The 15103-nt window shown below is 45.9% G+C and carries 14 protein-coding genes and 1 tRNA gene; 8 read left to right on the top strand and 7 right to left on the bottom strand.

Annotated features, from left to right (window positions below):
• On the top strand, positions 1–317 hold a 317-nt coding region (locus C943_RS22435), incomplete at its 5' end, for a hypothetical protein (RefSeq protein ID WP_211208906.1).
• 18 nt (positions 318–335) lie between these two features.
• Here the strand turns inward: C943_RS22435 and C943_RS20705 are convergent.
• From C943_RS20705 to C943_RS20680, 6 genes are all read right to left on the bottom strand, one after another.
• Entirely contained in the window at positions 336–1355 is a 1020-nt protein-coding gene (locus C943_RS20705; RefSeq protein ID WP_008631890.1) for a PorP/SprF family type IX secretion system membrane protein, read from the bottom strand.
• A 1-nt stretch (position 1356) separates the two neighbouring features.
• Entirely contained in the window at positions 1357–3711 is a 2355-nt protein-coding gene (locus tag C943_RS20700) for a PKD domain-containing protein (RefSeq protein WP_008631888.1), read from the bottom strand.
• Positions 3712–3809: 98 nt separating this feature from the next.
• Positions 3810–5081 (bottom strand): adenylosuccinate synthase, encoded by a 1272-nt coding sequence (locus C943_RS20695; protein WP_008631886.1) that lies wholly within the window; start codon positions 5079–5081, stop codon positions 3810–3812.
• Between the two features lie 94 nt (positions 5082–5175).
• Entirely contained in the window at positions 5176–5523 is a 348-nt protein-coding gene (locus C943_RS20690) for an STAS domain-containing protein (protein WP_008631884.1), read from the bottom strand.
• A complete protein-coding gene (locus C943_RS20685; protein ID WP_008631883.1) occupies positions 5520–5987 on the bottom strand; it encodes a Fur family transcriptional regulator in 468 nt (155 codons plus the stop codon). The genes C943_RS20690 and C943_RS20685 overlap by 4 nt, the downstream gene beginning before the upstream one ends.
• A 120-nt stretch (positions 5988–6107) precedes the next feature.
• Positions 6108–8333: a RelA/SpoT family protein gene (locus tag C943_RS20680; RefSeq protein ID WP_008631881.1), complete on the bottom strand. Its 2226-nt coding sequence runs from the start codon at positions 8331–8333 to the stop codon at positions 6108–6110.
• A gap of 129 nt (positions 8334–8462) precedes the next feature.
• On the opposite strand from C943_RS20680, the gene C943_RS20675 reads away from it, so the two are divergent.
• The 4 genes from C943_RS20675 (at position 8463) to clpX (ending at position 11956) form a co-directional block, all read left to right on the top strand.
• Positions 8463–8547 (top strand) — tRNA-Leu (locus tag C943_RS20675).
• Positions 8548–8652: 105 nt separating this feature from the next.
• Complete coding sequence (gene tig, locus C943_RS20670) at positions 8653–9981, top strand: trigger factor (RefSeq protein ID WP_008631880.1); 1329 nt, start codon at positions 8653–8655, stop codon at positions 9979–9981.
• A gap of 77 nt (positions 9982–10058) precedes the next feature.
• The gene (locus C943_RS20665) at positions 10059–10733 is read left to right on the top strand and encodes a ClpP family protease (RefSeq protein ID WP_008631879.1); all 675 of its coding nucleotides are present in this window, start codon (positions 10059–10061) and stop codon (positions 10731–10733) included.
• Entirely contained in the window at positions 10733–11956 is a 1224-nt protein-coding gene (clpX, locus tag C943_RS20660; RefSeq protein WP_008631878.1) for an ATP-dependent Clp protease ATP-binding subunit ClpX, read from the top strand. Before C943_RS20665 ends, clpX begins: the two co-directional genes overlap by 1 nt.
• A 32-nt stretch (positions 11957–11988) precedes the next feature.
• On the opposite strand, the gene lpxB is transcribed toward clpX, so the two are convergent.
• Complete coding sequence (gene lpxB / locus C943_RS20655) at positions 11989–13098, bottom strand: lipid-A-disaccharide synthase (RefSeq protein ID WP_008631877.1); 1110 nt, start codon at positions 13096–13098, stop codon at positions 11989–11991.
• A gap of 295 nt (positions 13099–13393) precedes the next feature.
• Between lpxB and C943_RS20645 the strand changes: the two genes are divergently transcribed.
• The 3 genes from C943_RS20645 to C943_RS20635 all read left to right on the top strand — a co-directional run bounded on the left by C943_RS20645 (position 13394) and on the right by C943_RS20635 (position 14974).
• Positions 13394–13585 carry a DUF6728 family protein gene (locus C943_RS20645; RefSeq protein ID WP_008631876.1) on the top strand — a complete coding sequence of 64 codons (192 nt, stop codon included), beginning with the start codon at positions 13394–13396 and terminating at the stop codon, positions 13583–13585.
• Positions 13586–13665: 80 nt separating this feature from the next.
• On the top strand, positions 13666–14013 hold the full coding sequence (locus C943_RS20640; protein ID WP_008631874.1) for an MmcQ/YjbR family DNA-binding protein: 348 nt from the start codon (positions 13666–13668) through the stop codon (positions 14011–14013).
• A gap of 1 nt (position 14014) precedes the next feature.
• Positions 14015–14974, top strand: coding sequence for an ABC transporter ATP-binding protein (locus tag C943_RS20635; RefSeq protein ID WP_008631872.1), 960 nt, complete (start codon positions 14015–14017; stop codon positions 14972–14974).
• The last annotated feature ends 129 nt before the right edge of the window (positions 14975–15103 follow it).

Below are 15103 nucleotides of genomic sequence, written 5' to 3'. Positions count from 1 at the left end.
CGTTCCATCCTCATCGTTTCAATGAACTTTTGCAAAAATCCGCGACTTGTGCGCGACATTGCAATGACAATCTTTCGACTGTGAATAATACCTATTGTATTATTTATTATTCATTCTTTAGATCTGAAATTAAGTTTCAAATCGTTTCAAATATTCAGAATTTTATTCTGGTTGCTGACTTATTTACTTGGAAATCCAAAATAAACTTGGGTGATTTTGATCAGCTTCTCCCCGTTTGGGAATGCAAAGGTGCGATTCTTTTTTTCAATTGCAAAACCATTTCAGAAAAAAGTTGGATGATTCCCAAAAAGCACTGATTTACAGACAAAAAAAAATCAATACCTGAATGTCGGCAATCGTCTTTGAACCTGTCGTTTCCATAATTGCTCCACAAAGGAGTACCTGAAAGATATTTCATGCGCACCACCCGTATTTCTCCAAGCCAAATTTGAAATCGTAAAATCATAGCTGTAGCCCACATCCAATCCATTGGAAAGTGAAAAACCCACCAAGCCAATCAGAGCTTCGTTGTTAGGCAGTCCCTTCCAAGATGGAAGTCCGCGGTACCAAAACCCCAAAATCAATGGCTCAAAAAACAGTTCTATCCCAATATCCAATTGATCAAATTGCCCTTGGTTTTTGTAGTTGAAGGCGACCGACAAAGTACGCTGCTGCTCTGTGTTATTGAAATAGTCATTAATGGCTCCTGACTTTAGATCAAACTTAAATCCGCCGTGTAGAGAATAACGGATCGGAAGATTGTCCCTATCGAACTCGAGGTAGGAAATGTTTGGTTGTGTCAAGTGATGGGTAGAAAGCCCAAGCCACGCTCTTTTGTTATAATAAATCAAGCCTGCAGACAGATCAGCAAAGCTTTTTTGTCTATCATCGGGAATGCCCGGACCCAAGCCCGGATTAACAACTCCCCGGTCAATGTCCAATTGGGTGCTCAAAATCACTTCATCAAAACTGGCGGACCTAGTCGCATAACTTCCCTGAATACCCATATGAAGAAATGACGCGTCGCCCAACCGAAGACGGTAGGAATATAACAAGCCAAGTTCAGTGTTTTGCAGATTTGCAAGACTTTCCCTGCTACCGTTGATGATTATTCCTATACCGCTGTTTTTCTCAGGGAAAAAATGGTCTGCGTAGACCGAATAGGAAACGAACGTCTGATCCAAGCCCGGCCATTGATTGCGAAAGTTGAGACCAACCCTCGTCATCTCGGCGCTTCCGGCAAATGCAGGATTCAGAAAAAGTGGAGCGGCATAGAACTGGGAAAACTGAACGTCCTGCGCCAACAATCGCCCGGAAACCATAAAGAGGAGAAAAAGCCAGATTTTCTTCTCCATATTACCTGATCAAAATAAAATTACCAGCTTCCTCAATTACATCCCCATCTATAGATTCCATTCTGGTACGGTATACATAGGTGCCCCTTGGCAGTAATTCGCCGTTGAGTCGCCCGTCCCAGCCTTGGGTTTGAAGGTCATTGGTCTCGAAGATCAGATTCCCCCACAGGTTGAAGACCTGCATCTGCATTTTAACAATCCCCTTCGTTTTGGGTCTAAAGTATCGATTTTCCTCCAAAGTCGGCGTAAAGCCCGTCGGGTACATGATTCGAAACGATTGGGTAAGCGGAACGACTTTTGCAATGGTGGCCGTACATCCCCATTCATTGGTCACGGTCAACTTGACTTCAAACAGTCCCTTTTTCCCAAAAACATGAACGGGCGATTCCTCGGTGCTAGTATTTCCATCTCCAAAATCCCAGGCCCAAGTTACAGCACCACCGGAAGAAAGGTCGTTGAAGCGTATCGGATCATCAATAAAGATACCACCATCTTCATCACCCTTGACGCCTGTACCGTCTACCTCATAGTCAAAGTCTGCAACCAATTCCTGAGAAACGATGACGACCTGAAGTGGGACCGGTTCCGACCAGCAGCTTAGATCTTTGTGCTTCACAAACAACTTGAAATCTCCTGAAATCGAAATGACCCCTATATCTTCATCGGGTAAAAGATCCCCGTTTGGCGTTTCCAATTGGTAGTCATAATTCTCGGGATCGTAGTTCAAGATGAAGTCTTTGATATCTATACCAACGTTTGGCTCGCAGCCAACCGCGGGATTTATAAGCATCAAATCTGGAAAAGGCGGATTGATCAATGTAAAAATGGAAGATGCTGTCGGGCAGCTCTTCGAATTGTACGCGATGACTTTGTACTCACCGGGCTGCGTCGCAAGCAACTCTTGATTGTCAGAATTTCCGATCAAGGCATTATTCAAATACCATTCGAAGCGAAAATATTCCTCTTCACCTACCGCCCTCAATGTAATGCCTTCGCCAACACAGGTCCTTACCTCGGAGATGTCCATGTCTAATCCATCAGCCTGTATTGCGACAGGTTCCGGAGATTCCTTGATCAAGAGTTTGATGTAATTGCCTGCGGAAGTCTTCCCATAGTTATCCGTGACTGTGTAATATACTGTTACCGTGTCATCAACGAATCCTGGATTGGGGAAAAAGGTGAATTCACCACCTGAATCCGCTGCCCTAAATGTGCCCTGTGGCAATTCCAACACGCGATTTTCCGGCCTGCACCTTGCTTGCGAACAAATATCCCCCTCTTCGGCAAGGATATCATCCATTGACCCGTAGAATTGAAGGCAACGGATTTGGGAGTTAAGGTTAGGTAGAGAGACTTCCTGCTCGGTAATTTCATAGGTGTTTTCCTGACCTGCACAAGAAGCCTTGTCATCAATGTCTGATGCAACAGGGTCTAACAAATCATCTTCATTGAAGACCTCCACAGTGATATTGGCGATTTCGTGGATATTATGCAGGCCCCCTGTGGATGCGGCAAAACCGATCTTGAGATTTTCCGGCGCTGGAAAAAAATAAGGCCTGTCGAAGATCGTCAGCATCATTGGCTGATTTGGAATTGTCGTCACTTCCATCCGCACTGTCAAAAAATATCCACCCCCATCATCGTTTGGTTCAAGTTCCAAGAATACCTTCCTGTATCCGGGTTGATTGCGGTCAGTTACTCTAAATGTACCCGGGCCGCCGGAACTGATCGGAAACTGATTGTCGGGCCGCATACCATCATTTCCGGTCTCCATGGTACGTCTTCCCACGACAAATGGATATCCGACAAATCCGTCCCCAGGACCACGTACAACGATCGAATTGGGAACCAGATTCGTCCCGATTCCGAAAAAGCCCCCATTCCTCCCCTCTGCGATGTTGCCAAAATTCCCATATTCGTCAAAGCCAATTCCGAGATATGCTCTCGACAATCCCCTTTCATTGTTTCTTGGTGCATAGCCGAGTGAACCGCCAAATCCACCCGGATTGAATACAGGCGTGTTTGCATCAAAAAGAAAGGCTGTGACCCCATCGGCTCCGTTTCCACCATAACTAAAATATTCAAACGTGGCTTTAATCCCATAAGTGGATGGAAACGGAATGTCGACGTACATAAAACCATTCTGGTCCACGACAGCATCAGTCAGCCTGAGGACTCCATCAACTAACCGGGCATTGCCTCCAAAAACAGTCGCCCCCTGGGTTTGATTATTGGAAAATTTCTCGCAGAAAGGAAACCCGAGCTGTGCCTGCGCCAGGTTTGGGACGAGCACTGAAATGGTAAAAAAGAGGAAAACCAAAATGGGGGATACGCAAATAATTGGATTGGCTTTCACTTGGGCAGATCTTAAACGAAAAACAAGAATCGGATTGAAAAATACTTATTTCACCTAAAAATAAAAAGGGCTTCTTTGTGGCAGCCCTTATAATTCATTTACCTAAGTATCGTTTGTTTTCGATCAGGACCGACCGAGACAAGCTTGATCGGAACATTCAATTCTCCCTCGATGTAGGTCACGTAATCTTTGAGTTCCTTCGGAAACTGTTCAAAGCTCGTCACCGATGCCAAAGATGTATGCCAGCCAGGCAGGGTTTTGTAGATCGGCTTGACATCGCCGTCATTCTGCTCATAGGCCAATCTATCCACCCGGCTTCCGTCGGGAAGTTCATAATGGGTACAGACATTGATTTGGTCAAAGATATTTAACACATCCGCCTTCATCATAAACAGCTGCGTCACGCCATTGATCATGATGGAATATTTCAACGAAGGTAAGTCCAACCATCCACACCTTCTTGGACGTCCCGTTGTAGACCCAAATTCATTACCCTCCTTGCGCATGGCCTCTCCGGTCGCATCAAACAGCTCGGTTGGAAAAGGTCCACTTCCGACCCTGGTGCAATACGCCTTGAAAATCCCAAACACTTCTCCAATCTTGGAGGGCGAAACGCCAAGACCGGTACAAGCACCGGCGGCCATTGTATTGCTGGAGGTCACAAAAGGATAGCTTCCAAAATCAATATCCAACAAAGAACCCTGAGCGCCCTCCGCCAATACTTTTTTGCCATTTTGGAGGAGGTCGTTCATCTCGTACTCACTATCGACCAAGTTCAGTGTTTTGCAAAACTCCACCGCTTCAAAAAAGGCCTTCTCCAATTCGGGCAGATTGGATGCATCATAATCGTAAAAGGAAAGAATTTCCATGTGCTTCGATACCAGTGCAGTATATTTTTCCCTGAAATCATCCGCCAAAATATCCCCGATCCTGAGTGCAACCCTACCAATTTTGTCTTGGTAAGTCGGCCCGATCCCCTTCAGCGTCGATCCGATCTTTTTGTCGCCCTTGGATTTTTCGTAGGCAGCATCCAACAGCTTATGGGTAGGGATAATGATTGTCGCCTTTTTGGAGACAAAAAGGTTTTTCTTGAATGAGATGTTGAAGCGTTGCAGTCCCTCGATCTCCTTGCGGAGGATCACGGGATCGAGCACAACGCCATTGCCGACGATATTTCGGATATTTTCCCGGAAAATCCCAGATGGGATTTGGTGGAGCACATGTTTGATGCCGTCAAATTCCAAAGTATGGCCAGCATTGGGTCCTCCTTGAAACCTCGCAACGACATCGTACCGCGGTGCGAGCACGTCGACGATTTTACCTTTTCCCTCGTCTCCCCATTGCAGTCCTAAAAGAACATCCATTTTCATACTTGTATTCTAAAGTTGGATTGAATCAAAATTCCTCGTGAAGTTTGTCATATCAACAAAGAATAACAAACAACCCTTTTGTTTTTGTGAGTGATTATTTTTGAACGGCGGCCTTCGCTTCTTCGATAGATGAAAAAACGGTAAAAATGTTGTTGAGCTTTGTGATGATCAACAGCTTTTTGACATGCTCCGAAGGTGCGGACAGATAAACCTCCCCGCCGGAATTCCGCATTTTGGTAAGCATCGTAATCAGGAGACCTATACCGGATGAGGAGATATACCGCACTTCCGAGAGGTCGATCACAAAATCCGTGACCTTTTCATTGACGGCATCAGAGACCAATTCGACCAATTTCGGTCCCAACTCGTCGCCTATCAAATCTCCGATAATAAAAAGATACTGGGCACTACCGGACTTCTCGGTCCTATATTTCAATTTCATAGCTTCAGTTTGTTTTCGCAGTTTTCGTTTTTGCAGGTTCCGTAAAGAATCAGGGAATGATGCAGGATTTTGAAGTTCAAGATTTCACTTACGGTATTTTGGATATTTTGGATACGCGGATCACAAAATTCCAGCACTTTGTTGCATTCAATGCAAATCAAATGGTCGTGTTGCTTGTATCCGTATGATTTCTCAAACTGGGCAATGTTTTTTCCAAACTGATGCTTGGTGACCAAGTCACATTCTTCCAACAAATCCAAAGTGTTATAAACAGTCGCCCGGCTGACGCGGTAGTTTTTGTTTTTCATGCTGATGTAGAGCGACTCCACGTCAAAGTGCCCCGTGCGATCATATATCTCTTCCAAAATGGCATAACGCTCGGGCGTTTTTCTCAATTTCTTGTTTTCCAGATATGCCGTAAAGATTTTTTTGACCTCGTCGAATTGGGCGGGATTTAATGCCATGAATCTTCAGTTTTGTGCAAATATAACGTTAAGCCGCAGAAAAAATTCAATTAAGTGAAAGCCGGCAACGACCGCGCCGTGTTATTCAATGCGCGGGAAAACCGACAACGCTCCCACTCATCAATCAAATCTCGCGACTTTGATGATCCCTTCTACTTTGGATAGATTGCTCATCAACTTTTCCAAATGCTGGGTACTGTGGACATACAGCTTGATCGTCCCTTCAAAAATACCACTGTCCGAATCTACTGTGATGGATCGCATGTTGACCTTCAATTCGTTGGAAATTACTTTGGTAACATCGTTGATCAAGCCTACCCTGTCGGTCCCGACTATGCGCAACCCCGCGAGGAAAGCTATCTGCTGCTGGGAAGTCCAGCGTGCTTTGATCACCCGGTTGCCGTGGTTTGATAGCAATTCCAAGGCATTTGGACATGAGGTTCGGTGGATTTTGATCCCTTCATTGACGGTGACAAAGCCAAAAACGTCGTCGCCTGGGATTGGATTGCAGCATTTGGCCAAAATGTAATCGACCACATCCATATCCTCGCCAATGAGTAGCTGGTCATGTTCGGGGCCTTTCAGGTTTTTGATCTCTTTTGTAAAACTGGATTCATCCTTCACTTTATCAAGTGAAGGCTTACTTTTTTGGCGTTTTTGTTCCTTAAAATCCTTGAAACTCTTGATCGAGGTAGGATCGATTATTCCTTTCCCGATTTTATAATAAAATTCATTAGGAGTCTTTGTCTCAAAATAAGCCCTCAGCTGCTCCACGATTTCAGAATTGAAGTCCATCTTCATCTGCTTGAGCTTGCGTTGGACGATTTCCTTCCCATCCAAGATGGTAGATCGCTTTTCCTCTTTCAGCGCGTCCTTGATTTTTGCTTTGGCCCGGGAGGTGACGACACTGTTGAGCCAATCTTCCGTTGGTCTTTGCTTCGCCGAAGTCAAGATCTCGACTTGGTCTCCGTTTTTCAGCTTGTGGTTAATTGGGACGAGGCGTGTATTGACTTTTGCCCCGATGCATTTCGCTCCGACCTCTGTATGTATCTCAAAAGCAAAGTCAAGTGCCGTCGCGCCATGTGGCAATACTTTCAACTCCCCTTTTGGCGTGAAGACGAATACTTCGTCATGGAACAAATTGCCACGGAAATCATCCATAAATTCGATGGCATTGCCGTCATTTGATTCCAGCAGGGATCGTACTTGGGTGATCCACTCGTCCAGGCCAGATGGCCCTTTCCCCCCCTGTGCTGCATCTTTTTCCTTGTATTTCCAATGGGCCGCATATCCGCGTTCAGCGATATCATCCATACGGACGGTCCGAATTTGCACTTCTACCCATTGGCCGGTATTGCTCATTACGGTGGTATGAAGCGACTCATACCCATTGGCCCTTGGCGTGCTGATCCAATCGCGCAGGCGGTCAGGATTTGGACGATAAAAGTCCGTCACGATACTGTACACCTGCCAACAATCCGCCTTTTCATTATCGATCTCCGAATCAATGATGATTCGAATGGCAAACAGATCATACACCTCTTCAAAGGGGATATTCTGTTTCTTCATCTTGTTGTAGATCGAGAAAACAGATTTTGGTCGGCCCTTGATTGTGAATCTAAAACCTTGGCTTTCCAACTCCTCTTCAATAGGCGCAATAAAAGTCTTGATGAACCGATTCCTCGAAATCCTCGTCTCGTTGATCTTATTGGCGATGAATCGATACGTCTCCGAATCCGTGAACTTGAGGTAAAGGTCCTCCAATTCTGACTTGATCGCATACAATCCAAGGCGGTGCGCCAACGGCGCATATAGATACATGGTCTCCGAAGCGATTTTCAATTGCTTGTGCCTTGGCATGCTGTCCAGCGTCCGCATATTGTTCAAGCGATCCGCCAGTTTGATCAAAATGACCCGCACGTCATCGGAGAGCGTAAGCAGCATTTTCCGGAAATTTTCCGCCTGCTGTGATGATCCGTATTCGAACACGCCGGAAATTTTGGTAAGCCCGTCGATGATCGTCGCGACTTTGTGTCCAAATTCCCGCTCGATGTCTTCCAATTCCCAATCAGTATCCTCCACTACGTCGTGAAGTAATGCTGCAACGATACTCGTCGTCCCCAAACCTATTTCCTCCACACAAATCATGGCGACTTCCAAGGGGTGATAGATGTAGGGTTCGCCGGATTTTCGACGCATTTCCTTGTGCGCATCATTGGATATGGAAAAAGCCTTTTTGATGATCCGGGCGTCGCCTTCCTTCAAGAGTGGCTTTGCCATCTTGAGAAGCTTTCGGTAACGCTTTAAAATCTCTTTCCGCTCTTCTTCCAAATCAATCTGTATCATAGTGTCGAAGCTAAATCAAATCCCATTTTAAGTCAAACAAAAAAACAGTGGCTACAATTATTCAGCGAGGAAAATAAATTTCACCTTTTGCAAGTTAGATAATACTTATTACCTTTGCGGCCACATGAAGCGGATGTGGCGAAATTGGTAGACGCACTAGACTTAGGATCTAGCGCCGCAAGGCATGGGGGTTCGAGTCCCTCTATCCGCACCAAGCTCAACCCTCAATCACATTTCGGAACTCGACCCTGCAAAGGTCCTCGACCAAGAATTGGGATTGGGGGTTTTTTAAATTCCATTCACACCAAAATTTAGCAAATTGGAAATTACACTAGACAAGCACGCGGCAAATCAGGCTTCTGTTAAAATTAGACTAAACGAAGCAGATTACCAACCAAAGGTTGAAGCCAAACTGAAAGACTATGCAAAAAAAGCAACGATCAGGGGTTTCAGACCTGGTAAGGCTCCTTTGCAAATAGTGAAAAAAATGTACGGTACAGCCGTGTTGGTCGAGGAAATCAACAGTATCCTCTCATCCTCGCTAAATGACTACCTCAAAGCCCAAACCTTCAAAATCCTGGGAGATCCACTCCCGGAAGTCGAAGATGCGGATAAGATCGATTGGGATACCCAAAAGGAATTTGAGTTTAAATACAAGATTGGGTTTGTCGAAGATATCACCGTGGATGTGGGTGGAAGCATTGACGCCAAATCCTATACCATCGACATGGACCAGCAACAGGTGGAGGATGCGATCCAAAATCTCCGCAGCCAGTATGGAAAAATGACCAATCCAGAAGTCAGCCAAGACAACGACTTCCTTTATGGAGACCTGAAAGCAGCTGACGGCAGCTTCGAGAAATCATTCTCGTTGCCCATTTCCAAAATCGAAGAAAAAGCAAAAAACCAATTCATCGGGCTGAAAAAAGGAGACGTCGTTGAATTTGATCCTTCCAAAACCATCAAGGAAGACTTGGCCGAGACCGTGGGCGTCAGTGAAGAAGAGGCAGCCAACCTCTCAGGAAAATTCACCTTCACTGTCCAAAACATAAACAGGACGGAATTGGCGGACCTTGACCAGGAGTTTTTCGATAAGCTGTTCGGTATTGGCCAAGTAGATTCAGAGGAAGCCTTGAGGGGAAAAGTGAAATCCATCCTTTCTGAAAACTACAACAAAGATCTTAAGGTATACACCGAAGAGAAAATCAAGGAAGCTTTGGTGGCAAAAGCAAGCATTGACCTGCCGGAGTCTTTCCTCAAAGAATGGCTTTTCAAAGCCAACGAAGGCAAAGTAACCGAGCAACAGGTCGAGGAAGAATATCCAATCTACGCCAAGCAGTTGGTTTGGACGCTGATTTCCAACAAGATTGCAAAAGACAACGGCATTCAAGCTGAGCATGCAGACGTGATCGAAAAGACCAAAGAGATGCTTCGCGAGCAATTTGCGTCCTACGGAATGATCGGACAATTGGAAGACAGTATGGACCGATTTGTGGACAATTACCTAAAAGGCAACGAGGGCAACAATTATATGCAAATGCTGACCTCAGTCCAAAACGAGAAGGTTTTGGCCTTTGTGAAGGAAAAAGCCAACGTGAAAAGCGAGGTGGTCAACGTGGACCAATTCAAGAAATTGATGGAAAACTAATTTCGGGATAAAAGCGTTATGAAAAAGTCCTTGATTAAGGGCTTTTTTTATTTTTGTACCAAACCATATCTCAGATTATGTTCAACAAAGACGAATTCAGGAAATACGCCGTCCACGGAAGAGGCATCAGCGGCAATGCATTTGACCAATACAGCACTTTCGTGGAAAACATGACCCGTTCCGTAATCGAAGAAAGACCGACCAACTTCCGTGAGATCGACGTTTTCTCCCGATTGATCATGGACAGGATCATTTTCTTGGGTACCCAAGTGGATGATTTTATCGCCAACATCATTACCGCCCAACTTCTCTTCCTGGAGTCCACAGATCCAAAAAAGGACGTTTTGCTTTACATCAATAGCCCCGGAGGCTCAGTTACCGCAGGATTGGGCATCTATGATACGATGCAGTATATCCAGCCTGATGTAGCTACGATCTGTACCGGAATCGCTGCCTCCATGGGCGCAGTCTTATTGGCTGGCGGAGCAAAAGACAAAAGGTCCGCACTGCAACACTCCAGGGTAATGATCCACCAGCCTTCGGGAGGCATGCAGGGTCAGTCCAAAGACATGGAAATATCCCTCAAATTGATCCTTTCGATGAAGCAGGAACTCTACCAAATCCTCGCCGACCACTCAGGCAAAACCTACGACGAAATCGAACGCGACTCGGATAGGGATTACTGGATGAGGGCCCCTGAAGCTAAAGAATATGGCCTCATCGACGAAGTATTGATCAGAAAAACCAAATAATGGCACAAGTCACCTGTTCCTTTTGCGGCAGAAACAAGAAAGACGTGGACCTCATGGTCTCAGGGATTTCGGCGCATATCTGCAACTTTTGTATCGAACAAGCCCATCAGATCTTGGGTGAGGAGGACAAAAACCGCAAGCCGACAAAGCAGCCCAAGTTCAAGCTGAAAAAGCCAAAAGAACTGACCGATTACCTGAACCAGTACGTCATTGGACAGTATGAGGCCAAGAAAGTGCTGACAGTGGCGGTTTACAACCACTTTAAGCGCCTGCTTCAAAAGCACGAAGACGAGGATATCCGGATCGAAAAATCCAATATCATCATGGTGGGGGATACCGGAACCGGAAAAACCTACCTGGCAAAGACTCTTGCCAAAGTCCTAGAAGTGCCTTTTTGCATCGCTGATGCTACGGTACTTACGGAAGCGGGATATGTAGGTGAAGACGTGGAAAGCATCCTGACTAGGCTGCTTCAGGCGGCTGATTACAATGTCGAAGCTGCTGAAAGAGGCATAGTCTATATCGACGAGATCGATAAGATCGCCCGAAAATCAGACAACCCCTCCATTACACGCGATGTAAGCGGAGAAGGTGTACAGCAGGCTTTGCTGAAACTTCTGGAAGGAACGGTCGTGAACGTACCGCCTCAAGGGGGCCGGAAGCACCCCGATCAGAAGATGATCCAGGTCAACACCGAAAATATCCTCTTCATCTGCGGTGGCGCATTTGACGGAATCGGACGCCATATTGCCAAAAGACTCAATACTCAGCCACTCGGTTTCAACAAGGTATACGAAGGCAGACAGGTGGATCGTACCAACATGCTCCAATATGTGACTGCACAAGATCTGAAATCCTTTGGCTTGATCCCCGAGCTGATCGGACGATTGCCTGTAGTGACGCATTTGGATCCATTGGACAAGGACGCGCTCAAGAGTATCCTGACCGAACCCAAAAACGCCCTTACCAAGCAGTACAAGAAGCTGATGGACATGGAAGGCGTGAAATTGGTATTTGAGGAAAGCGGAATAGACTATATCGTGGAAAAAGCCATGGAATACAACCTTGGTGCCCGCGGACTGCGGTCAATTTGCGAAGCGATCATTACCGACGCGATGTATGAATTGCCATCGGATGAATCGGTAAAAGAACTCGTCATCGATGCCAAATACGCCCAAGAGCAATTTGACAAATCGAAATTCAAAAAACTTCAAGTCGCTTAATCAAAAGCCTTCGGAAAAATCCGAAGGCTTTTTTATTTATTTCCCAACGCCTCGAAGATCATTCCCGCAGCTGTATCTGACGCAGATTGGTCCCCGATTTTTCCCCGAATTAGGTCATATCCTTGGAGGATATGCGCCTTGTGCTGAATACTGGCCAAAATCAGGTTGAGTTCCTGACTGAGTTGCTTTAGGTTATAATCTGACTGAATCAGTTCAGTCACCACTTTTTGTTCGGCTATCAGGTTGACAAGTGAAATGAACGGCACCCTGATCAAGCGTTTTGCTATGGCGTAACTAATCGTGCTGGTGCGGTAGACGACCACCTGCGGCACCCGGAAAAGTGCCGTTTCTAAAGTCGCCGTTCCCGAAGTCACCACCGCAGCGGTGGAGTGGTGCAGCAAGTCGTATGTCTGATCAAAGACAACTTTGATGCCCGCGTTCCTCGCTGGTTGATACAGATCTTTCGGCAGATTGGAAACCCCAGCTACGACAAATTGGGCATTGGGAAAATTTTTCACCAAATGCACCATTACATCCATCATATGCTGCAGCTCCTGCTTTCGGCTGCCAGGCAATAGGGCAATAATCGGGCTGTAGCTCAGCTCGTTTTTTTGGTGAAAAAATGGATGCGGGCTGAATTGGGAAATCTCGTCCAGCAGCGGATTCCCAACATAATGTGCCCTGACACCAAATTTCGCAAAAAATGCCGGCTCAAAAGGAAGAATGCAATACACCTGGTCCGTCAGAGCCTTGATTTTCAGTGCACGCTTTTGGTTCCACGCCCATACTTTTGGCGGGATGTAATAATGCACGGGAATCCCATTTTTTTTGGCAAACGCTGCCATCTTCATATTGAATCCCCCATAATCCACCAAAATCAACACATCGGGCCGATAGGCCAAAAGATCTTTCTGTACAATCGACAGGTATTTCAGCACCTTTCGAAATCCCAACAACACCTCTACAAAACCCATCACGGCCACATCTTGGTAGTGTACCGAAAGCTCCAGACCGGCTTCTTTGGAAAAGTCTCCACCCATGCCCCTGAACGCTGCACGGTTGTCGCGTTTTCCGAGGGCTTTAATCAAATTGGAGGCGTGTAAGTCGCCAGACCTTTCTCCCGAAATCAAGTAGTAGCGCATCGATGGGAATTATTTAAGACGAAAATCAGGCCAATTGTGAGCCCGAGGGAAGCTCATTTCTATATACGACTTCACCTGCGGTCCAAAAATAGAAATTATCCCCGACTCATCGCCGAAAGCCTGGCCAAAGAGCGAAAGAAGCGTAAAATACGAATAGACCACATACCTGCATTGGCAACCGTCGCGTTTCATTTTTTGAAAATTCTGAGCATTTTTGAGGCCAATCTGAACCATCACAACAAATGGCTGTTTACAGTTTATCAAGCCGAAGCAGTTCAGATTAAAGCCAATTACCATGTCAAACAGCAAAATCAAAGAGTTCTTCAAAGTCGGTGAAGTTGGACACTATTTCATACGGGTGTTCCAGAAACCCGATCCAAACCGCCCCACCAACTTCAACCTACGCATGATGCACGGCATCAATAAGATTTCCATCTTGATGTTTTTGGCAGCAATCATCATCTGGACAGTAAAACGTTGCGCCTAATCCGCTAATTTGCCTGAATTGAAGAATGGCTTCCCTTTCTCCATTTACCAATAACTTTATAACCATTAACTTCCCAGGCCATGACCATTACTTTTTTTAGGGAATACTGCCTTGCAAAAACAGGCACCTCAGAGGATACTCCCTTTGATGAAAACACCCTCTGCCTGCGGGTTGGGGGAAAAATCTTCGCGATCCTGGATATAGATCAGTTTGAAAGTGTCAATCTGAAATGTGACCCCGAGTGGGCGGCCGAGCTGCGGGAGCAATTCCCTGGCATCCAACCCGGTTATCACATGAACAAGAAGCATTGGAATACAGTGATGGCAGATGGCTCGGTGTCGGATAAGCTGATTTTGGAACTTACCGACCATTCCTACGACTTGGTCTTCAATAGTCTTCCATCCAAAATAAGAGCATCCTTGACCTGACATGGCATTTCTCGAGATTCAGTCTATCCATAAGTCTTTCCAGCCTGGCCAACATGTCGTATCCAATTTCTCAATTAGCCTTCAAAAAGGCCAAATAACGGCCTTGGTGGGGGAAAGCGGTTCGGGAAAAAGCACCCTGCTGCGTATACTAGCAGGTCTGGAAAACAGGGACTCCGGAGAGGTGTTCCTTGAAGGAACACGCATCCAGAATCCGAAAGAAAAACTCGTCCCGGGCTATGATGAAATCCAATTGGTATACCAAGATTACCATCTTTACCCAAGTTCAACGGTAGAGGAGAACATCAGTCGCCCATTGCTCCAATATGACAAGGCCTACAAAGCCAGAAGGGTGAAAGAACTCTTAAAATTGCTCGATTTGGAGGCTTTTCGGGACAAACTGCCGCGGCACCTATCCGGTGGACAGCAGCAGAAAGTAGCCATCGCGCGCGCCTTGAGCCTGGAACCGTCAGTATTGTTATTGGATGAGCCTTTTTCGAGCTTAGATGGAATTCAGCGCAGGGAACTCATCGCCGAGCTCAAGGATATGTTCGGCAACCTGGGTGTGACCGTGCTTTTTGTGACCCACGATCTGGATGATGCGCTGCAAATGGCACCGGAGTTGGTCATTATTCAAAAAGGAAAACTGATTCAGCGGGGCAGACCGGAGGAAATATTTGCAAAGCCGAAAAACCTCTATGCCGCCAAACTTTTCAGCCATTTAAATCCAGTTCCTGAAAAAAACAAAACCTACGTTCGGCCCGCAGATGTGCAACTTTTCAAGACGAGTGGCATGCCCGCCAAAGTGGTCGACAAACAATACCTCATCCACTATAACCAACTCACCGTTGCATTGCAAGGTGGTGAAAAGTGGCTTGTGGAAGATAAAAGAAGAATTTTCGACACGGGAGAGCTTGTGTTTTTGAAATGGGAGGAAAAATTGGAGTTAATTCTTTTGAGCTAGTACTTTTTGCCACTTTGTATGGCAATAACTTCCTACTTATTAAGGATGACTCGGCCAAAAAAATGTTTCGAAGTTCAAGTCGAATTTAACCCTTTCTAATGTGCTATTGCCGCGTTAGGCATTGCCTCC

It is taken from the genome of Mariniradius saccharolyticus AK6 (genome assembly GCF_000330725.2).
GTDB classification, from domain to species: domain Bacteria; phylum Bacteroidota; class Bacteroidia; order Cytophagales; family Cyclobacteriaceae; genus Mariniradius; species Mariniradius saccharolyticus.
This window is presented reverse-complemented; position numbering and strand designations above follow the sequence as displayed.

Bases quoted from the DNA above. Each gene is read 5' to 3' on its own strand.
- C943_RS20705 (WP_008631890.1), bottom strand. From the start codon at position 1,355: ATGGAGAAGAAAATCTGGCTTTTTCTCCTCTTTATGGTTTCCGGGCGA.
- C943_RS20645 (WP_008631876.1), top strand. From the start codon at position 13,394: ATGTCAAACAGCAAAATCAAAGAGTTCTTCAAAGTCGGTGAAGTTGGA.
- lpxB (WP_008631877.1), bottom strand. From the start codon at position 13,098: ATGCGCTACTACTTGATTTCGGGAGAAAGGTCTGGCGACTTACACGCC.
- C943_RS20680 (WP_008631881.1), bottom strand. From the start codon at position 8,333: ATGATACAGATTGATTTGGAAGAAGAGCGGAAAGAGATTTTAAAGCGT.
- C943_RS20685 (WP_008631883.1), bottom strand. From the start codon at position 5,987: ATGGCATTAAATCCCGCCCAATTCGACGAGGTCAAAAAAATCTTTACG.
- C943_RS20640 (WP_008631874.1), top strand. From the start codon at position 13,666: ATGACCATTACTTTTTTTAGGGAATACTGCCTTGCAAAAACAGGCACC.
- C943_RS20695 (WP_008631886.1), bottom strand. From the start codon at position 5,081: ATGAAAATGGATGTTCTTTTAGGACTGCAATGGGGAGACGAGGGAAAA.
- C943_RS20635 (WP_008631872.1), top strand. From the start codon at position 14,015: ATGGCATTTCTCGAGATTCAGTCTATCCATAAGTCTTTCCAGCCTGGC.
- clpX (WP_008631878.1), top strand. From the start codon at position 10,733: ATGGCACAAGTCACCTGTTCCTTTTGCGGCAGAAACAAGAAAGACGTG.
- C943_RS20665 (WP_008631879.1), top strand. From the start codon at position 10,059: ATGTTCAACAAAGACGAATTCAGGAAATACGCCGTCCACGGAAGAGGC.
- C943_RS20690 (WP_008631884.1), bottom strand. From the start codon at position 5,523: ATGAAATTGAAATATAGGACCGAGAAGTCCGGTAGTGCCCAGTATCTT.